19 protein-coding genes are annotated in these 18,791 nt (G+C 48.4%); 4 read left to right on the top strand and 15 right to left on the bottom strand.

The genetic code is table 11. The features are described from left to right. Positions 1-32 precede the first annotated feature (32 nt). The 7 genes from ftsH to pth form a co-directional block, all read right to left on the bottom strand. Positions 33-2,129 (bottom strand): ATP-dependent zinc metalloprotease FtsH, encoded by a 2,097-nt coding sequence (gene ftsH, locus G6R27_RS06100; RefSeq protein ID WP_213820187.1) that lies wholly within the window; start codon positions 2,127-2,129, stop codon positions 33-35. Positions 2,130-2,194: 65 nt separating this feature from the next. Next, positions 2,195-2,731 (bottom strand): hypoxanthine phosphoribosyltransferase, encoded by a 537-nt coding sequence (gene hpt / locus G6R27_RS06095; protein ID WP_213820186.1) that lies wholly within the window; start codon positions 2,729-2,731, stop codon positions 2,195-2,197. Further along, positions 2,731-4,134, bottom strand: a complete 1,404-nt coding sequence (tilS, locus tag G6R27_RS06090) for a tRNA lysidine(34) synthetase TilS (protein ID WP_213820185.1) — start codon at positions 4,132-4,134, stop codon at positions 2,731-2,733. Before tilS ends, hpt begins: the two co-directional genes overlap by 1 nt. Positions 4,135-4,178: 44 nt before the next feature. Then, on the bottom strand, positions 4,179-4,565 hold the full coding sequence (locus tag G6R27_RS06085; RefSeq protein ID WP_213820184.1) for an FtsB family cell division protein: 387 nt from the start codon (positions 4,563-4,565) through the stop codon (positions 4,179-4,181). A gap of 75 nt (positions 4,566-4,640) precedes the next feature. Further along, entirely contained in the window at positions 4,641-4,916 is a 276-nt protein-coding gene (locus G6R27_RS06080; protein ID WP_213820183.1) for an RNA-binding S4 domain-containing protein, read from the bottom strand. After that, a complete protein-coding gene (gene mfd / locus G6R27_RS06075; RefSeq protein ID WP_213820182.1) occupies positions 4,906-8,448 on the bottom strand; it encodes a transcription-repair coupling factor in 3,543 nt (1,180 codons plus the stop codon). The genes G6R27_RS06080 and mfd overlap by 11 nt, the downstream gene beginning before the upstream one ends. Positions 8,449-8,450: 2 nt before the next feature. Next, positions 8,451-9,017 carry an aminoacyl-tRNA hydrolase gene (pth, locus tag G6R27_RS06070; RefSeq protein WP_213820181.1) on the bottom strand — a complete coding sequence of 189 codons (567 nt, stop codon included), beginning with the start codon at positions 9,015-9,017 and terminating at the stop codon, positions 8,451-8,453. Between the two features lie 111 nt (positions 9,018-9,128). Between pth and cbpA the strand changes: the two genes are divergently transcribed. Further along, complete coding sequence (cbpA, locus tag G6R27_RS06065; protein WP_213820180.1) at positions 9,129-9,779, top strand: cyclic di-AMP binding protein CbpA; 651 nt, start codon at positions 9,129-9,131, stop codon at positions 9,777-9,779. 53 nt (positions 9,780-9,832) lie between these two features. Here cbpA and G6R27_RS06060 read toward each other — a convergent pair whose 3' ends face one another. Next, positions 9,833-11,056: a NupC/NupG family nucleoside CNT transporter gene (locus tag G6R27_RS06060; RefSeq protein WP_213820179.1), complete on the bottom strand. Its 1,224-nt coding sequence runs from the start codon at positions 11,054-11,056 to the stop codon at positions 9,833-9,835. A gap of 254 nt (positions 11,057-11,310) precedes the next feature. Here G6R27_RS06060 and rbsK point away from each other — a divergent pair, with 254 nt between their 5' ends. Next, positions 11,311-12,246, top strand: a complete 936-nt coding sequence (gene rbsK, locus G6R27_RS06055) for a ribokinase (RefSeq protein WP_213820178.1) — start codon at positions 11,311-11,313, stop codon at positions 12,244-12,246. A gap of 9 nt (positions 12,247-12,255) precedes the next feature. Further along, positions 12,256-12,945, top strand: a complete 690-nt coding sequence (gene rpiA / locus G6R27_RS06050; RefSeq protein ID WP_213820177.1) for a ribose-5-phosphate isomerase RpiA — start codon at positions 12,256-12,258, stop codon at positions 12,943-12,945. Positions 12,946-12,997: 52 nt separating this feature from the next. On the opposite strand, the gene G6R27_RS06045 is transcribed toward rpiA, so the two are convergent. The 5 genes from G6R27_RS06045 to G6R27_RS06025 form a co-directional block, all read right to left on the bottom strand. Beyond that, complete coding sequence (locus G6R27_RS06045; RefSeq protein ID WP_213820176.1) at positions 12,998-13,642, bottom strand: DUF421 domain-containing protein; 645 nt, start codon at positions 13,640-13,642, stop codon at positions 12,998-13,000. Beyond that, the gene (locus tag G6R27_RS06040; protein WP_213820175.1) at positions 13,642-14,085 is read right to left on the bottom strand and encodes a DUF3290 family protein; all 444 of its coding nucleotides are present in this window, start codon (positions 14,083-14,085) and stop codon (positions 13,642-13,644) included. The genes G6R27_RS06045 and G6R27_RS06040 overlap by 1 nt, the downstream gene beginning before the upstream one ends. A 144-nt stretch (positions 14,086-14,229) precedes the next feature. Further along, entirely contained in the window at positions 14,230-15,858 is a 1,629-nt protein-coding gene (groL, locus tag G6R27_RS06035; protein ID WP_213820174.1) for a chaperonin GroEL, read from the bottom strand. A 79-nt stretch (positions 15,859-15,937) separates the two neighbouring features. Then, on the bottom strand, positions 15,938-16,222 hold the full coding sequence (locus tag G6R27_RS06030; protein ID WP_213820173.1) for a co-chaperone GroES: 285 nt from the start codon (positions 16,220-16,222) through the stop codon (positions 15,938-15,940). Positions 16,223-16,349: 127 nt separating this feature from the next. Further along, a complete protein-coding gene (locus G6R27_RS06025; protein WP_213820172.1) occupies positions 16,350-17,093 on the bottom strand; it encodes a nitroreductase family protein in 744 nt (247 codons plus the stop codon). Between the two features lie 89 nt (positions 17,094-17,182). Between G6R27_RS06025 and G6R27_RS06020 the strand changes: the two genes are divergently transcribed. Continuing rightward, a complete protein-coding gene (locus G6R27_RS06020; protein WP_213820171.1) occupies positions 17,183-17,743 on the top strand; it encodes an FUSC family protein in 561 nt (186 codons plus the stop codon). 79 nt (positions 17,744-17,822) lie between these two features. Here G6R27_RS06020 and G6R27_RS06015 read toward each other — a convergent pair whose 3' ends face one another. Next, positions 17,823-18,107 (bottom strand): hypothetical protein, encoded by a 285-nt coding sequence (locus tag G6R27_RS06015; protein ID WP_213820170.1) that lies wholly within the window; start codon positions 18,105-18,107, stop codon positions 17,823-17,825. A gap of 155 nt (positions 18,108-18,262) precedes the next feature. Next, complete coding sequence (locus G6R27_RS06010) at positions 18,263-18,706, bottom strand: hypothetical protein (RefSeq protein WP_213820169.1); 444 nt, start codon at positions 18,704-18,706, stop codon at positions 18,263-18,265. Positions 18,707-18,791: the final 85 nt, after the last annotated feature.

The following is an 18,791-nucleotide window of genomic DNA, read 5'->3' as shown; positions in this document are numbered from 1 at the left end:
AAAAGCTGGCCGAAGCCAACTTTTTCATCTGCTTATGACTTGGAATCGTCGTCAGTTGGGGCGTCGTCAGCGTCTTCTTTGACATTCGAATCTTCTTCCAATGCTTGGTCCGCTTCCTTTTGATCACCCTTTTCTTCCGCTTCTTCCGCCTTGTCTTCCTTGTGGTTCAAGGCTTCCTTGGTTTGATCATAAGACTTGGCATCTTCGTCTTCTTCTTCGCTCTTTGGCGTGAAGTGACCCGTTTCATAGATGTCTTTAATTTGCTTTTCATCAAGTGATTCAACTTCGAGCAAGGCGTTTGCGATCTGCGCCAACTTTTCCTTGTTTTCAGTCAAAATCTTAGTTGCTTCTTCAAAGGCTTGCTTGGTCAAACGACGAACTTCTTCATCGATCAACGCCGCGGTCTCTTCTGAATAAGACTTGGCGCCGCCACCTTCGTTATATGAAACGGAGGCGTTTCCTTCCAGTTGGACCATGCCCAACTTGTCAGACATTCCATAGGCCGTCACCATCTGGCGGGCCAAATTCGTTGCCTGCTGGAAATCGTTGGCTGCCCCCGATGATGCTTCATCGAAGGTCGCTAACTCGGCTGCACGGCCACCCATCAATCCGGCCAATTGTTCGATGGCTTCGGAATAACGAATATTGTAGCGATCGGTCTTTGGCGTCATCAAGGCATAGCCCCCAATGCGGCCACGTGGCACAATCGTCACCTTCCGAACAACCGAAGCGTTCGACTTAACCAGCCCAACCAAGGCGTGACCAGCTTCGTGGAAAGCCGTCGTCTTGCGTTCAAGGTCAGACATGGTTTTATTGGCCTTAGCCGGTCCTTGGAAGATCCGGTCTTCGGCTTCGTCCAAGTCGGCTGCATCAATGGTCTTTTTATTGCGACGGGCAGCCAGTAAGGCCGCTTCGTTTAGCAAGTTTTCCAAATCCGCTCCAACATAACCTGGCGTCTGGTGGGCAATCGCCTTCAAATCGACGCTGTCTGAAAGTGGCTTGTTTTTGGCGTGAACCTTCAAAATAGCTTCACGACCCTTGACATCAGGTGCCCCAACCATGATCTTTCGGTCGAAACGACCCGAACGAAGCAAGGCGGGATCCAAGACATCCGAACGGTTGGTTGAGGCCAAAATGATGACCCCTTCCGAGTTATCAAACCCATCCATTTCGATCAGGATTTGGTTCAATGTTTGTTCTCGTTCGTCGTTTCCACCACCGACACCAGAGCCTCGACGGCGTCCAACAGCATCGATTTCATCGATAAAGATGATGGCAGGTGCGGACTTCTTGGCCTGTTCGAACAAATCACGAACACGGGAAGCCCCGACACCAACAAACATTTCGACAAAGTCGGAACCAGACATCGAGAAGAATGGCACGGAAGCTTCACCAGCAACCGCCTTGGCCAACATTGTCTTACCCGTTCCAGGAGGGCCCTCAAGCAAAACACCCTTTGGAATGCGGGCACCCATTTCAGTGAACTTCTTTGGTGACTTCAAGAATTCAACAACTTCGACCAGTTCTTCCTTCTCTTCGTCAGCCCCCGCAACGTTTTCAAAGCGGGTCTTGTTATCCTTTGGATCGGATGGCTTGGCCTTGGACTTGCCAAAGTTGCCCATCATGCCACCTTGACCACCCTGGCCGCCACCACGCGACATCATCATGTAAGCCAATCCCAAAATCAAAAACATTGGCACAATCGAGATGATCAAGTTCAGCCAGAAGCCTGAAGAAGCGGCCGGCTTCGTGGTCATTTCGGTGTTGGTCTTCTTGGCTGCCTGCGTGATGTCCTTAATGGACGAATCGTTTTGCAAAACAGAAGTCTGGAACTTAGTCGTCTGTGACTGTTGGGCGATCAACGCGTTCAAGCCGGAGTTTGACCCCTTCTTGGACTTTGACTGATCCTTTTTATAAGTTCCGGTTACGTTGTAGACATCGTTACCTGGTTGGATGTTAAAGGAATCGATTTCCTTATTGGAAAGCGCCTTTACAAATTCCGACTGGGAAACATCCTTGGTTGTTGTCTTCGATCCACCCATGAACGAGTAAATCCCCGCAATAACCGCCAGGAAGATGATCACATATAGGAAGGAGCTTCGAAAGAAGCCGCCGTTTTCGTTTTTCATCTGAACTCCTCAATCCTTACTAAACTACCAATCGACGATCAGGTCGATGGAAGAGCAATCCGCTCTCAACTATAAATACTTTGCTTTAAAATGCCGACGTATGGCAAGTTCCGGTAGAGTCCCTTGTAGTCTAAGCCGTAGCCGACCACAAACTCGTTTCTGACGTCAAAGCCAACGTAATCCGCCTTGATGTCGACCTTGCGGCCTTCCTTCTTGTCCAAAAGCGTAGCCACCCGAACAGAGTTGGCCCCGCGAGACAAGAGCAATTCTTCCAAGAACTTCAAGGACTGTCCGGTATCTACGATATCTTCCAAAATGAGAATATCGCGGCCCTTTACGTCAGATTGAACGTCTGTTACCAAGGCAATTTCATTAGATGATGACACGCCGCCATGGTAGGAAGAAATCTTGATGAATTCAAGATCAACATACAGATCAATCTTTCGAATCACATCGGCTGTCCAGAGGTAAGCCCCCTTTAGAACGGACAGCACCAAGGGCTTCTGCTCAGCATAATCTTCGGTAATCGTCTTACCGAGACGGTCTGCAGCCTCTTGGATTTGCTCTTGGTCAAATAATACTTCTTCAATATCGTTATCCACTAGTTTTCCTCAATTCGCCATACTAAGCATTGCTTGCCACTTGGTCGCCCTTTGGGCCAGTTGCCGGTATAATACCAGCTTTTTTGCCCCAAAAAGACGGCCAAAACATTCTTTTCTCGGTCCTTGAGAAGATAGGTTTTTGACCTTTCTTCTGCTGGAATTTTCTCGTCGATTAAAAGCCGGCGGAGACTTTTTCGTCCCTTTTTCAAGGGGATTTTATCTGCCGCCTTTGCCCTTTCCACTCTCAAAGGAAGTGCCACGTCAGCGGGCAAAAACAATCGGTTTAAACCACTACTTTGCCGGGGACTTCCCTGGACTTGAAAGGCTAAATCGTCCAAAAAATACCATTGGTCTAATTCTAACACAAGAGAGCCAGCCTGTTGCCGGTCATTAACGAATTTCTCGTCAGATTTTTTCTTTTCTAAGGCATTCTTACTGATTCGAATTTGGTGGTAGGAACGCCTGGCGACAAAGTCGTGTTTTAAGTCGACTTTTCCTTGGCTTTTTTGGGGGCTGTCCATCAAGTGCAGCATGCCGCGCAACTGCTGATCGCCAACTTCATAAAGGCCAGCTGATTCCGCTAGTAATCGCAGACAAAAGGGCCAGAGTTCCCGGTCGACTTTTGTAAAGTCCGCTTCGAAAAGCAATTGATGCTTTTCGGCCAGTCGCCTGAGCAACGCGTCGTTTTTTTCAAGCTGGTCGGCAACTTGTAGTAAGTGCTCATCGGCTCGCTGATTAATGGTGCGAAGAGCCGGCAGAACGTCTTGCCTCAAGCGATTTCGCCCTGTATAAGTCGCATCCTGATTGGTTCGATCCTCTCGCCAGGCAAGGCCTCTTTTTTCGGCGTAGTATCGTAAATCAGCCTTCGAAAGCGTTAAAAACGGGCGCAGATAATGCTCCCGAATCAATGCCATCCCCGCCTTTTGCTGATAAAAGCCACCGCGGATCATTTGCAACAAGACCGTTTCGACCTGATCGTCTCGGTGCTGGGCAAGGAGAATGGCATCGGCTGCCTGTTCTTCTCGAATGCTTTCAAAAAAATCATAACGAATCTTTCGGGCCTTATCTTCAACCCCGCTTTCTTCACCAGATAAATCAACTACCTTTTCAAAGAAAGCAACACCGCGACAAGCACAAAGCGACCGAACAAAGGCCGCATCCCCATCGCTTTCCTGGCGCAACCGATAGTTGACATGGGCGACTAGCAAAGTCGCTTCTGGAAAATAACGGCTTAAGGAATCCAGCAATACCGTGGAATCCAAGCCCCCAGAGCAAGCCACGACCAGCTTGGGATGCACTGTGATACGCCCTTCAGCCGCTTCTTTTTTGGTATAAGAAGCAGTCTTTGTTGTCAAAAAGTGCTGCTTGATTTTTTCAATTGTCGGGCCAATTACTTTTTCCATACCTTTTAGAAAAGCCACCCCGCAGGGTGGCTTTTAATCACTGCCTAGTTGGGCAGGTTGTAAATCGTTTCGTTTTTCTTGGAGTAGCCATACTTATCGCGCAAGAGCTGTTTCAAGTAATCGTCGTCTTGCAATTGCTTGGCTTCTTTTTTCAAGCTGTCGTTACTCTTTTGCACCACGGCCAGCTGATTTTCGGACTTTGTCAACGTCTTATTGGCCGCGTGCAAACGCACCTGACCAAAGATCAATTGCAACATAAAGACCGAAGCAATCGCCAAACCAACAAAAAGAATCTGCTTTTTGCGCCGGCGATGGGCTCTTGCATAATGTTGGCGTGTCGCCTCGCGCTTGGCGTCGGATGCTTGAATTTGCTGCGCAATCCGGGCGTTCAAAGGTCGAATATTTGGTTGTAAACGACTGTTGTCTGCCATCGCCACTACTCCTTAAGCCTATTTTTACACACTTCTTTGAAACATACAAGATAAGAAAAGAACTTTTGCCCTTTCTTAACTTTCTTGTTCACGATCGTTTTCATATGTTTCCGAAACAACTTCATATAGATCAGCCGCTTCGTCTTTTTTCACGATATCTTGCAACTTCAAGACCTTGAAGGTCGAGACCTTGTTTCCAAAGCGAATCTCGACTTGATCATTGCTCCCCACGTTAGCAGACGACTTTACGACTTTGTCATTAATGGAAATCCGCCCCTGATCGGCCAATTCCTTGGCGACTGTCCGGCGCTTAATAATTCGTGAGAGTTTTAAAAACTTATCAATCCGCATTTGTCTCATCCTTTTCTTCTGTCAAACGAAGCACTTCGGCCAAAAAGTCCTTCACGGCATTTAGCCAGTAAGCCGATTCCTGCTTTAAATTAATGGTTAAGGTAACGGCCAGTTGTTTTGACTTGCCATCGACCACCGCCTTGTAAGGGACGTCTTTTAAGGCCATAAAGATCGTCTCGCCCGCCAATTGCTTTGACATGGCTTCATCAAAACGGATCGCGACCTTGTCTTTTTGTCGTCGAATCTGCGTGGCTTGCGCCAAATCCGCGACATTTTTTAAACGAGAAACCAAAATTAAACGGGCCGCCTCATCTGGCAATTCGCCAAAGCGGTCGGTCAAGTCATCTTCGACTTGATCAAAATCCTCATCGGATTGAGCTTTTTTGATTTGCTGATATAAGGAAACCTTCTGCGCGTTGTCAGCTACATAGTCGTCTGGCAAAAAGGCCAAGACCCCAAGCACTAATTCGGCATCGGTTTTTTGGGTTTCTTCGACTGGCTGATCCCCCTGCTTTTTGGCCACAGCATCCTTTAGCATCTGTGTGTAGAGATCATAACCGACCGAATCAATGAAGCCGTGCTGCTGCTTACCAAGCAAATCCCCGGCGCCACGAAGCGACAAATCACGCATGGCAATCTTAAATCCAGAACCCAGTTCGGTAAAGTCCCGAATGGCTTCTAGCCGCTTTTCGCCTTCTTCAGAAGGCGTCCTGGTAAAGGGATAGGTGAAGTAAGCATAGGCCAGTCGTGCCGAACGGCCCACACGACCGCGCAACTGGTAAAGCTGGGACAAGCCCATGTGATCGGCATTATCAACAATCAACGTGTTGGCGTTTGGAATGTCAACACCGGTTTCAATAATGGTTGTCGTGACCAATACATCGTATTCCCCATTCAAGAAATCATAGAGAATGGCTTCCAGTTGGATCTCAGACATTTGCCCGTGAATGACGGCCACCCGAGCGTCGGGCACCACGTCTTCGATTTGCGAGCGAATTCGGTCCAAATCAGCCACCCGGTTATGCAAATAGAAAACCTGACCGTTTCTGGAAAGCTCTTTTTGAATGACGTCTCGAACCAAGGTCCAATCGAGTTCGACCACGTAAGTCTGGATTGGAAAACGGTTGAGTGGCGGCGTCTCAATGACAGACAGATCCCGGGCGCCAACCATGGCCATGTTCAACGTTCGTGGAATGGGCGTGGCTGTCAAAGTCAATACATCGATATTGCTTCGCAGTTGTTTCAAGCGCTCCTTGTGTTTGACACCAAAGCGCTGCTCTTCATCAATGACTAACAAGCCAAGGTCCGAAAAGGCCACGTCTTTTGATAGCAAACGGTGCGTGCCGACCACGATATCCAATTCGTGATTTTCAAGCGCCTCGATCGTGTGCTTATTCTCCGCACTCGTCTGGAATCGAGATAAATGACCAATCCGAATTTCTGGAAAATCAGCAAAACGTTCCACCAACGTCTCGTAATGCTGCTGAACCAAAATGGTGGTTGGCGCAAGCAAAGCGACCTGCTTGCCCGCATGGGCCGCTTTAAAGACGGCCCTTAAGGCGACTTCGGTCTTTCCAAAGCCAACATCGCCAACTAACAAGCGGTCCATGGGCCGCTTCTTTTGCATGTCGACCTTAATTTCTTCAATTGAACGGATCTGATCGGGCGTTTCTGGATATGGAAAGCCAGTGTCAAACTTCAGCTGTGCCTGATCATCTTTTGGAAAGGCAAAGCCCTGCTTAGCCTCCCGCTCAGCGTAGAGGGCCAAGAGATCGTCTGCGATATCATCGATCTTTTCTTGAACTTGCTTTTTGGTTTTCTGCCACTCGCTGCCACCCAGCTTGTTGATCTTTGGTTTCTTGCCGGCATCCGAACCACCAATGTATTTTTGAATTAAATTCAACTGGGTAACGGGTAAGAAGATCTTGGCGTTCTTCTGATAGGCAATCACTAGATAGTCTTGCTTGCCACCGTTTGCCTCCAAGGATTCGAGCCCTTGGTATTGTCCGATTCCGTGATTGAGGTGGACAACGTAATCGCCAACTTCAAGTTCATTATACGATTTCAGCCGCTCGGCGTTTTGTAGCTTCTTTTGCTTGCGCGCCACTGGTTTTCTGGCCTTTGCAAAGAGCTCCTTTTCCGTTAGAACCGTCAAGTGAGCCATCGGCCATTCAAAGCCGGCTGACAAGTTTCCAATCACCACTTGAACCTGGTTCTGAGCCACTTTTTGATGAATTGGCACCTGAATGTCTCTTGAATCAAGTGACTCAACCAAACGCTCAGCCTGACTTTTGGAACCAACCAAGAGGACCCAGGTTAAGCCCCGTTCTTTGGCAAAGGTCAAGTCCGGAAAAAGCGCATCGAGTTGCCCGAAGTATTGCTTAGCTGGGCGCGAGGTCCATTCAAGCAAATGATCAAAAGTCAGCTGGTTCAAGCCACGTTTCAAGTTCGAAAAATAGGTTTGGGCTTTTCCTAAGACGGACAAGCGCTCACTCAAGTCAGCGCGCAAAGCCAAGGGGGGAATCAGCTGTCGATTGGAAACTTGCAGGTCGAACCAGTCTTGGTCTAAGCCGCTTTGCGTGAGAAGCGATTCCTGCAAACGGGCATACTCATCGACAATGACCAACGCATCGTCTGGCAAATAATCTTGGATGGTCGCTTTTTCATCGTAAAAATACCCAAGGTAAGGCAAAATTGCCTCGTCTCGACGCCCTTCTTCCAGGGCCCTTTGGGTTTTGGAAAACCCTTCGGTAATGTGCTTTTTTTCCACACCCTCGGCTTCTTTTCGGTAAGTCGAAAATGCTGCCTCTAGCGCCTCTTTCCCTTTTTCGTAGGTGTCATCATCCATCACCAGGTCAGAAGCAGGCAGGACCCGGGCACTTGTCAGTTCGCCAGTAGACTTTTGAGTCACTGGATCAAACGACTTCATCGCATCCAATTCATCATCAAAGAAGTCTAACCGAAGCGGTTCCTCACGGTCAGCGGGATACAAATCAATAATCGAGCCCCGCGTGGCAAATTGGCCAATTTGTTCCACTTGTGGCGCGTTCACGTAACCCAAGGTAACTAACCGACTTTTCAAGCCGGCAAAGTCATACTGTTGCCCAACTTGCAAATCCAAACAAGCTGATTGGATCGCCATGGGTTTTGGCTCATAACGACAAAAGGCCGCCGAATTCGTGACAAAGACCCCGTTTTGGCCTTCAGCCAATGCAGTCAGTGCAGCTACCCGGTCGGCAACGTGGTTATTCGATGAGATCGCTAGTTCCGTTGCGACCGCCTCTTCGGCCACGAAGCGATAAACGGCCGCTTGGCCCAAAAGATCCGTCAAATCCTGGACCAATTCTTCAACATGGGCCACCGTATCCGTTAACACTAAGATCGGGCGCGCCTTGTTTTGATAGAGGGTGGCGATCCCTGCTGCTTTGGCTGAACCATTCAAGCCCAAGAGCAGCTGTTTTTGCTTTTGCTTTTCTTGTTCGGCCAACGCCTTGAAACTTTTTTCTTTTTGTAAGTAATCCGTTAAGTCCATGACTATCCGTTATAGCGGTTGCTCAAAGCCGCTTGATCCGCTCCTTTGATCCAGTCCAACAAGGCCTGATCGGTCTTTTCGAATTTTTCATCCCAAATGGCCAAGTCATCCTTTGAAAACTTACCCAAAACGTACTTAATCACCGCTTCATGGGTGTGTTCGGGATGGGCAATACCAAATTTTAAACGCAAGAAATTTTGGCTCCCGGTGTGGGCAATAATGGATTTCAATCCATTGTGGCCGCCAGCCGAGCCCTTGCCGCGAAAGCGTAACTTACCAAAGTCGGAATCTAAATCATCATGCAAAATCAAAATATCGGAGACATCCCCGCCATAAAAGTCTAGGAATGCCCGGACGGATTGACCGGAATCGTTCATGTAGGTAGTTGGCTTCACCAACCAAACCGTTTCACCGTCCACCATCAATTTGGCAGCGGTCGCAAAGAGCTTGGTGGGCACAAAATCGACACCTTGGCTTTGCGCAAAGTGATCCAGGGCCATAAAGCCAATGTTGTGGCGTGTCTGATCATATTGCTTGCCGATATTTCCTAAACCAAAGATGAATTTCATGGATTTTTCCCTCCAAAATGTCTTGTACTTTAATCTTAACATGGAAAGGAGAGGTTTTTAGCCAAAAGTATGCTAGGATATAGGAAAGAACAAGATGATTAGAGGTTTTTCATGTTCCCAAAATCGCTCATTATTAAAAAACAAGATTTGTTGACCATTACCGAAGATTCGACTATAAAAGATGCTTACGACATCTTCGAGCATGCAAAAGAGGGCAAGCACCTGCGCACCATCCCGATTCTCGACCAAACGGGCCACCTCTTTCGTGGAAACATTTACCGCCAACACGTCTATGAATGCGTGGCAGCCGGTGGTGATCTCAGCCAAAAGGCGACCACCATCATGCGCAACTCAACGAAGTTCATCTCGACGCAGGCCGACTTTTACCAACTTTTCTTTGCCATTCGCGACTTACCCTATATCGCCGTGGTTGACGAAGGCCACCACTTTGTCGGGATTCTGACGCATGCGGCCTTGATGGACCTCTTGTCCAAATCCTGGTCCCTTGCCAAAGGTGGCGTGGCCATCGCGGTCAAAGATCGCGAGCGCCGGGGCGACCTATCACGGATGGCTCGAATTATCACCCGTTACACGAACATTGAATCGGTTCTGTCCCTTCAAGTCCAAAACCAAGGTCCCTTGGCCGTGCTCTTCACCCTGCCCTTAACCGCTGATTCCCCCGTGCTTCGAAAAATCATCACCAAGCTCGAGCGAAAGCGATACTACGTTGTCGCACAAGAAGACCTCGCAGAATTTATGTAAAACCAAAAAAGATTCCCCTGACTACATCGAGCCAGGGGAATCTTTTTTGCATGCTACCAGACAAAAAGCCCGGCCATGGCAGACGATAAAAGCGACACCAAAACACCCGAGAGCAGCATCTGAGGCACCCGACTGGCAATGTAGTCGTTTTTAGCTTGACTCACCAAACCCTTAAAACAGGCAATGATCATTCCGATTGTTCCGAAATTAGCAAAGGAAGTCAAAAAGACAGTCAAGACAATCCGGGCATGCGCGTTTGCAAAGAGCCCTTTTTGGGCCAGCATATCCTTTGAAATCTCACCCATGACCACAAATTCATTGGTGACCAACTTCGTTCCCATGTACTGGGCCAAGTGGAAGGCGTCTGATACGGAAAAGCCCAAAAGCCAGGCAAAGGGGAACATGATAACGCCAAAGATGTTTTCAAGAGTCAAAAAAGACAGGCCCAAAATCCCAAGCAGCTGATTCATTAGCTCGCCAAGGGAGACAAAGGCAATCACCGTTGCCGCGATCATCAACACCAGTTTCCCAGCAGACAAGATGGAGCCACTTAAAAAGGAAAAGAAGGGCTCGCGCTTTTCTTTTTCTTCCCCCACTTGGACGACGATGTCTTCTTCTTTTGAAATCCGGGTTGGATTCAAAATGGCCGAAACCGCAATGGCCCCCAAGATATTCAAAGGAATGGCAGCCAAAACGTATTGTCCAGGCACCATCTGCGTGTACGACCCGATGATGGCCGCCGACACGCAAGACATCGACATCAGGGCCAAGGTCATGTTTCTTCGGGCAGACATTACCTGCAGCTGCCGCTTCGAAACGGCCAAAACGTCCGTATTGCCAAGAAACATCATTTCGATTGAAAAGAACGCTTCGAACTTGGGTTGCCCGGTGAGCTTCGATAGGCCCAACCCCGCCCATTTGATCAGCCAGGGTAAAAAGCCAACGTAAGTCAAAATGTCAAAAAGCGGCACCACTAAGAGCATCGGCAGTAAGGCCGCCGTCACAAAGTTCGGCCCGCCATCGTTTGACGTCAGCCACTCCGGAAAGGCAAAAGCGATCCCCTTGACCGAGGCCGACACCAACCAGTTAAAGAGATTGGCTGCCCCTAAGACGACGGTTCGACCAGCGGCAAACTGCGTAAAAAACCAGGCCAAAAAGAACTCGAGGCCTAAAACGGTGAAGACCGACCGCCACCGGATCTGCTTTCGGTCATTCGATAAGGCGTAGGCCAGCAAAATAAAAACAGCGATACTCATGAGATTAACAACGATTAACATGGTTCTTCCATCCTTTTTTCGTATTGGTTCGCACGTTGTTTGAACTGTTTTGGCGAAAGCCATTTCCGAGTTTCCTTCTGCTCAAAAAAGAAAACGACCTTCGTTACTTGTAGTGAAGCAAAGAAGTCAAGGAAAAACGAGTATTTTACTAATTTTCAGTCAGTCTGGGCGAAAAACCAACCTCCTTTGCCAAAAGGCTATGAAAAGCGGGCTCCCCCTCCCTAAACTAAAAGAAAACCCAGGAGGAGCTTACAATGAAAAACATTGTGGTGATCGGTAGTTTAAACGTGGACGTCTTGATGAAGATTGACCAACTCCCAAAGGAAGGCGAGACCAGGCCCATTCAAAACAAGTCAAGCAACTTTGGTGGAAAAGGCGCGAATCAGGCGGTAGCAGCCGCAAGGCAGGGTGCTGCGGTTTCTTTTATCGGTGCGGTCGGTCGTGATAAAGAAGGCAGCACCTTTAAAAACCTGCTCGAACAAGAAGGCATTGATACCCGCTTCGTTCAGGAAAAAGATGGGCCAACCGGGACCGCCTACATCATGTTAGAAGAAGACGGGCATAACACGATTCTCGTCCATGGTGGGGCGAATGCGCTTTTGACCGCAGACGATGTTGAAAAAGCCCGAGACATTATCAAAAAAGCCGACGTCGTCGTTGCCCAACTCGAGGTGCCACGACCAGTCATCAAAAAAGGCTTTGAAATTGCTAAAGAAGCTGGTGCCATGACGATTTTAAACCCAGCGCCGGTCACTGATCGAATCGAATCCGCCATCTTGCAAAACACGGATCTCCTAGTGCCAAATGAAAGCGAGGCGGCTTCCCTCCTCCACTTGCCGGCAGTAACCGATTACAAGACACTAAAGGATCGCCTCCCGCTTTACCAAGAGCAACTAGGAATCCAACAGTTAGTCATTACCCTCGGAGAAGCTGGCGCCTTTTTTGCCGTTGGTCAGCACGTCGGCCCCGTGCACAATTTCGAAGTGGAGGTCAACGACACGACTGCTGCCGGTGACACCTTTATCGGCACCATCGCCACGACCTTGGATGCGGACTTTAGCAACATCGAGCGCGCTTTGCAGAAAGCTTCGGCTGCCTCTGCCATCGCCGTTTCTCGACCAGGCGCCATCCCCGCCATTCCGACGCAAGAAGAGATCGCTTTAAAGCTCGCACCAATGGCGATGAATTAGGAGGTCTGCATGTCTCATCAAAAAGAAGAAAAAGCACGCGCCGCACTTAAAGCGCTTGAAGAAGTTCAAGACGGTATGGTCGTTGGTCTTGGTACTGGAAGCACCGCCGCCGTCTTCATCGAAGCCCTGGCTGCAAAGGTCAACGATCAAAACTGGCAGATTACAGGAGTCGCCACCTCCAAGCGCTCAGCCGAACTAGCCCAGTCACTTGGTTTGACGGTTAAAGACATCGACGAGGTGTCGGCTATTGACGTCACCATCGATGGCGCTGATGAAGTCGATCCCGAGCTCAACGGGATCAAAGGAGGCGGGGCGGCGCTACTCTACGAAAAAGTGGTGGCCCTACGCTCCAAGAAAAACGTCTGGGTGGTCGATCAAAGCAAAGCACACGATCTTCTTGGCACCTTTCCCCTACCAGTTGAAGTCATCGAATTTGGGGCGCAACAAGTTTACCTCACCCTAGCTGAGCTCAATTTGCGGCCCAAGTTCCGCATGAAAAACGAAAGTGAACGGGCCAAGACGGATTCCGGCCACAACATTATCGATGTGCGAATCGATCAGGTCGATGACAAAAAAGCCTTAGCGAAAACCCTGAAGGCAATCACCGGCGTTGTCGAACACGGACTTTTCCTTGATATCTGTGACAAGGTCATCATCGGAACCGACCCGATTCAAACGCTGGTCAAAAAAACAACCTAATACTAAAAAGGCTTTCCCACCATCTCTGGTAGGAAAGCCTTTTGAACTCTTTTTATTTTTTCTGCTCATCATAGGGGGTCAAGCGCAACTTGCCTGAGATGTACTCCCCGACAAAGATGTCACCCATGCCATGATAGCCCAGTGCAACGACTTGCTCATCCAACCATTCCTCATCTTTTTCGATGGCTGATAAGACGTCATCATTGGGTTGACCATCGTAGATAATTGGATACTTAGGCGAATCTTCCCCGTATTCGATGACCGTTAATTGCCCGTTTTGCTCCAATACAGCACGTTTAACTTTGGAAATATCGTAGACTTCGTTTTCCCGCAGCTTGAACATCAAATCAGCCGCTGATTGTCCAGCCGACATTACCGCATGGACACGGACCTTCCCTCGGTCAATTAAAACGGTGGGTTTCCCATCCAAGATGACTTTAGCAAAGCGATTGTGCTCTTTTGCAAATTTCAAGACCATCACGAGAAGCGTCCAGATGATCATAACCATCATAAACTGGAAGACTGTGATGGCTTCGGAGTAAATCGTACCACCGATGATACCACCAAGAACGTAGTTTTGAACCTGATCTAAGGCGTTTGTTGGCGCCAAGTTCCCCTTACCAAAAATATTGATCTGGATGATGATCACAATCAGACCAATCCCCAGTTTTAAAAATATCGGCATGTATAATGACATTATTTCACGACCTCCACTTGGTTGTTGATGAGATAGACTTGCGTTCGGCTATAAGACTTTTGATCCTTTGAGAGCGTGATTTGATAAAAGGACTTGCCTTCCTTTGCAATCATCCCATCTTGCATGGTCGTCGAATTGAAGGCAAGGGTCGACTTTTTAACCTTCTGGTCAGAAGCGTAGGCTTTAGCAAAGGTGGCCATCTCGTTTTGCTGCAAGTTTTGCGCCTGCGTGTTTTGGAGGTTAGTAAAGGTTAACCCGCCAAAGAAAAGAAAGGTCAAAAAAGCAATGATGGTCAGGTCTCGGTAGCGCATGTTGAAACGGTGGCGGAATGAGGCGGTCAGCCCAACGCTAACTGCGACAAGGGCGACGACCAACAGTGTAAGGTAAACCTTATTGGTCAGGTTATTTTGATGAATTAAGTAGTCTAGGGAATAAAATGTCATGAGAACCCTCCATGTGATGTATTCTAGCACAAGAAATCAGGCGAATCGAGCAAAGCCCAACTGGCTGGTCGGCTTTCCGCCTAAAAAAGAAGCGGGCCTTGACCCGCTTCTTGATTCATTACTAAATAAAACCAGTTTCCTGCCTTACATCATTCCGGGCATTCCAGCTGCGCCACCCATCGAAGCGGCATTGGCGTCTGCTGTCTTTGGGCTGTCTGCCACAACCGCCTCCGTCGTCAAGAGCAAGGCGGCAACCGAGGCCGCGTTTTGCAAAGCCGAACGCGTCACCTTGGTTGGATCAACGATTCCGGCTTCGACCATGTCGACAAAGCGGTCGGCCTTTGCATCGTATCCCGTACCTTCTGGCTCTTCCTTCAGCTTGTTTAGGATTACGGAGCCTTCGAAGCCAGCGTTTTCCGCAATTTGTCGTACCGGCGCCTCCAAGGCGGACACAACGGTTTTAACGCCTGTGGCCACGTCGCCTGTCGCCTCGACTGCAGCAGCGGCTTGCATGGCGTTGACTAAGGCCGTTCCACCACCCGCAACAAAGCCTTCCTCGACGGCCGCACGCGTGGCGTTCAAGGCATCTTCAATCCGGTACTTGCGTTCTTTCAATTCGGTCTCCGTTGCCGCACCGACATTGATCACGGCCACGCCACCAGCCATTTTGGCCAGGCGTTCCTGCAACTTTTCCTTATCAAAGGATGACGTGGTTTCTTCGATTTGCTTTTTAATCGTGTCCACCCGCTGATCGACCGCTGACTTATCACCAGCCCCTTCGACAATCGTTGTGGTATCGCGGTTGATGTTGACTTTGTTAGCTGAACCAAGTTGCTCAACCGTGACATCCTTCAAGTTCAAGCCAAGGTCGTCCGTAATCACGGTCGCACCAGTCAACACCGCAATGTCTTCCAGCATGGCCTTGCGCCGGTCACCAAAACCAGGTGCCTTAACGGCCACCACGTTAAAGGTACCACGCATCTTATTCAACACCAAAGTTGGCAGCGCTTCGCCCGTGATATCGTCTGCGATAATCACCATGGCCCGGCCCTGTTCAACCACGGCCTGTAAGACTGGCAGGATATCTTGGATATTGCCAATCTTCTTATCCGTTACCAGGATGTAAGGGTTATCCAGGTTGGCTTCCATCTTTTCGTTATCGGTCACCATGTATTGGGACATGTAGCCGCGGTCAAAGGACATACCTTCGACCACCTTTAAGGTCGTCTCAATCCCCTTGGATTCTTCAATCGTAATGACCCCGTCGTTTCCGACCTTTTCCATGGCATCGGCGATCAAGGCCCCGACTTCGTCATTGGCAGCAGAAATGGAAGCGATCTGGGCGATTTCGTCCTTGGTTGACACCGTGTGGGACATGTCGTGTAGCTTTTTTACAGCTGCCGCAGTCGCCTTTTCGATTCCCGTCCGAATACCAACTGGATTAGCCCCGGCCGTCACGTTCTTCAGCCCTTCGCCAACGATGGCTTGGGCCAAAACCGTAGCCGTGGTCGTGCCGTCACCAGCAATATCGTTGGTCTTGGAAGCCACTTCGGCGACCAACTTGGCCCCCATGTTTTCAAAGTGGTCTTCCAACTCGATGGCCTTGGCGATCGTCACCCCGTCGTTTGTAATCGTTGGCGAACCGTAAGATTCCTCCAAGACGACGTTGCGTCCCTTTGGTCCAATCGTCGTTTTGACCGTATTGGCCAATTTGTCAACACCTTGCTTCATCTTACTGCGGGCATCTTCAGAGAATTTGAGTTCTTTTGCCATGATACAATCTCCTTGTTATTCCATCTTGTGACTAAGTCCGTTCGTCCAGCCAAGCCGAGTCGAACTTTTTGCCACTTTCCTAGTCCAAAATCCCAATCACATCTTTTTCACGCAGGGCTAAGTAGTTCTGTCCATCGACCTCGATTGCCTGACCGGCAAACTTGTCGAAGAGAACTTGGTCACCTACTTGAACCGTCATCTTTAAGCGGTCGCCGTTTTCAGCCAAGCGACCGGGGCCGGCCGCGACGACCTTGCCCGATACCGGCTGTTCTTCTTTGGCCTGGGCAATCACAATGCCGCCAACCTGCTGTTCATGAGCTTCTTCTAGGGCTACAACGAGCCGATCTTCCAATGGTTTCAACATGAATCGGACCTCCAGATCTTATTTAGCACTCTCTTATAAAGACTGCTAATTACTATCTCTAGTATACCCCAGCTCCGATTAAATGCCAATTAAAAAAGACCGTTCAACGACGGTCTTTTTTAATGCTTTACTTCAAGTTCAAGCCCTTTGACATGGGGTATTTGGACAAACGAGGGTCTGCTGGAATCATCTTGAACAACTTGGCGTTGTGCTTGGTCCAATTGGTATCCATGTCGCGCTTTCCATAGTAGTCGGCCATGGTCTGATCGTATTCGTTGACGGCTGCTTCGACTTTCTTCTCGTCGTACTTGCCAGCCATCACGGATCCGGACAATGGCAACTTTGGCTTTACTCCAGGGTTCTGGTCAGGGTAGCCAACGGAGAAGCCCATGATTGGCTTGACGTACTTTGGCAAGTCCAATTCAGCTTCGTAAAGTTCAAAAGCGCCCATGACACCGGCCATGGTAACCGTTCCCAAACCAAGGGATTCAGCAGCCACTTGGGCACGTCCCAAAGTGATCGAAGCCGAAACAATCCCACCTTCTAAGAACTGGTAGTGTTGGATGCGGTCTTCGATGATTGCCTTGTTCTCATCGGATTGGCCAATCAAATCGCGGTTCCAATCAACACAGGCCACGTAGAAGCGTGGGGCCGAAGCGATGTAGCCCATGTGGACCGTGTCGGTGATCTTTTGCTTCAAAGCCTGATCCGTAATCTCAATAAAGGTCACGGGCTGGTAGTTTTGCATGTTGGGTCCAGCAAAGGCCGCAGAGAAAACGGCATCCATCGTTTCGTCTGAAACTGGCTTTTCTTTAAAGGCCCGAATGGACTCGTGGGCGTGCAATTGCTTTAAGACTTCGTTATTTACCATGACAACCTCCTAAAATCGGTGTATACTTTTATACTTGTGTGGCTCTATGGCCATCTTACACTTTTAAAAAATATTATTCTAGGATAAGCATGAATTTCTTTAAAGTACATATTGGTCTTCGGACCTTCAAAACCGGTCTGGCCGTCATGTTAATCATGATCGCCTACCACTTCATCGACCGCCCGGCCTTCGTGCCGGCCACTGCCGCCGTCTTCGCTCTTCGCGATAGCTGGGATGATACCATCTCCTTTGCCAAGATTCGGCTGGTCTCAAACGCCATCGGTGGTGCTCTAGCCGTCGTCTTCTACCTGGTCCGCGAATACAGCCACAACGCCAACTGGCTGACGATCGTCTTCGTACCTGTCTTGGTCATGGCCGGCATCATCATCCACGACAAGATCAACTACAACACTGGCATTGTCGGCGGGATGGCCGCCTTTCTCATGATCGCTTTGACCATCCCCTTAGACGCCACGATCGTCTACGTGCTTTTACGGGTCATGGACGTCTTCATCGGGGTCCTTTTCGCCATTGCGATCAACCGCTTCGCCATGCCTGACGAAATCGAAAAGGTGGAAGAAGAAGTCGGTAAAATCGAACAGGATGCCAAACAAGTGATTCGCCGATTAGAACATAAGAATGATGATTAAAATCGCAAATGAAAAGACCGCCTGTGAAGGGCGGTCTTTTTTTGGTTGGGGAAAGGAAGAAGACGGTCGGCCAGACACGCTATACTAAGCCAACATACAGCTCCTTCGTTAGCCGGTCTCGTAAAGTCACAAAATGTACACGGCTTCGTACGCCATCCAATCCAATCACATCAATCAGCGGCCGAGCAAATCCACGGATAAAGGAATCACCAATTATCGTGATGTGTTCAGGAAAGCGGATCACTAATTCGCCATTCAGAATCTGCGAATTAACTTTCGGGCGCACCTGCTGGTCGTAAGTCTCTCGTCCCATCATCACATCACCAAGGGCTGGATCAGAAAACTTCAGTTCAAAGGTTTTCACCTCTCGACCTCCGTTCTTCACTTCGGTTTATCTACTCAAATTATAACCGATTTTCAAATCCAAAATTGCTATTTACTTCAGCAGGAAATGAAATAAAAAGCGAGGGGGAATAAGTAAGATTAATTGGGTATTGATAGTACTAATAAGGCGAGCCACTAATTTCTTACTAAACCTATTCTTCCATAGCATTCTTGATATATTTCCTTAGCTAATTCGCGTGTTTTTACTTGTTGCATCGCAATTTTATACAGCAGATCATAATACCCTGCCATACAAATACAAAGTATATAAAATTTATTCAATAAATTTTTCATATTATCGTTATGACAATATCTTTCAAAAATACCAATCATTTTCTGAAGACCTGCGTTCACCTTTAGAATAAATTCAATTTTTTTACTTATTTTCTTAGAATTGTCGATCCACTCTTGTAATTGTTGCGCCGATCCTTTTCTCGCATATGCGATTGCTTGCCTTTTTATATCTTTTTCCGTTAATTTTGCAGCAAAGTAGCTCACTAATTTCCCAATCAATTTTTCAATCAAACTTTTAATCAGACTTTTAACAAAGTCATATGAATTCTTTACGAATAAAAACATTTTTCATCCTCCATTCTATTCATTCCATTCCTTCATAAGTTATTTAGCATTCCTCCATTATCCTATAAATAGAGCCAAATGCTAC

It is taken from the genome of Fructobacillus papyriferae, assembly GCF_018437225.1.
GTDB classification, from domain to species: domain Bacteria; phylum Bacillota; class Bacilli; order Lactobacillales; family Lactobacillaceae; genus Fructobacillus; species Fructobacillus papyriferae.
Note: the sequence above shows the minus strand (reverse complement) of the source record. Positions and strands in the feature narration are given on the sequence as shown.

Bases quoted from the DNA above. Each gene is read 5' to 3' on its own strand.
- G6R27_RS06045 (WP_213820176.1), bottom strand. From the start codon at position 13,642: ATGTCATTATACATGCCGATATTTTTAAAACTGGGGATTGGTCTGATT.
- mfd (WP_213820182.1), bottom strand. From the start codon at position 8,448: ATGGACTTAACGGATTACTTACAAAAAGAAAAAAGTTTCAAGGCGTTG.
- G6R27_RS06030 (WP_213820173.1), bottom strand. From the start codon at position 16,222: ATGTTGAAACCATTGGAAGATCGGCTCGTTGTAGCCCTAGAAGAAGCT.
- groL (WP_213820174.1), bottom strand. From the start codon at position 15,858: ATGGCAAAAGAACTCAAATTCTCTGAAGATGCCCGCAGTAAGATGAAG.
- G6R27_RS06085 (WP_213820184.1), bottom strand. From the start codon at position 4,565: ATGGCAGACAACAGTCGTTTACAACCAAATATTCGACCTTTGAACGCC.
- rpiA (WP_213820177.1), top strand. From the start codon at position 12,256: ATGTCTCATCAAAAAGAAGAAAAAGCACGCGCCGCACTTAAAGCGCTT.
- rbsK (WP_213820178.1), top strand. From the start codon at position 11,311: ATGAAAAACATTGTGGTGATCGGTAGTTTAAACGTGGACGTCTTGATG.
- G6R27_RS06010 (WP_213820169.1), bottom strand. From the start codon at position 18,706: ATGTTTTTATTCGTAAAGAATTCATATGACTTTGTTAAAAGTCTGATT.
- cbpA (WP_213820180.1), top strand. From the start codon at position 9,129: ATGTTCCCAAAATCGCTCATTATTAAAAAACAAGATTTGTTGACCATT.
- tilS (WP_213820185.1), bottom strand. From the start codon at position 4,134: ATGGAAAAAGTAATTGGCCCGACAATTGAAAAAATCAAGCAGCACTTT.
- G6R27_RS06040 (WP_213820175.1), bottom strand. From the start codon at position 14,085: ATGACATTTTATTCCCTAGACTACTTAATTCATCAAAATAACCTGACC.
- pth (WP_213820181.1), bottom strand. From the start codon at position 9,017: ATGAAATTCATCTTTGGTTTAGGAAATATCGGCAAGCAATATGATCAG.
- G6R27_RS06080 (WP_213820183.1), bottom strand. From the start codon at position 4,916: ATGCGGATTGATAAGTTTTTAAAACTCTCACGAATTATTAAGCGCCGG.
- G6R27_RS06060 (WP_213820179.1), bottom strand. From the start codon at position 11,056: ATGTTAATCGTTGTTAATCTCATGAGTATCGCTGTTTTTATTTTGCTG.
- G6R27_RS06025 (WP_213820172.1), bottom strand. From the start codon at position 17,093: ATGGTAAATAACGAAGTCTTAAAGCAATTGCACGCCCACGAGTCCATT.
- ftsH (WP_213820187.1), bottom strand. From the start codon at position 2,129: ATGAAAAACGAAAACGGCGGCTTCTTTCGAAGCTCCTTCCTATATGTG.
- G6R27_RS06020 (WP_213820171.1), top strand. From the start codon at position 17,183: ATGAATTTCTTTAAAGTACATATTGGTCTTCGGACCTTCAAAACCGGT.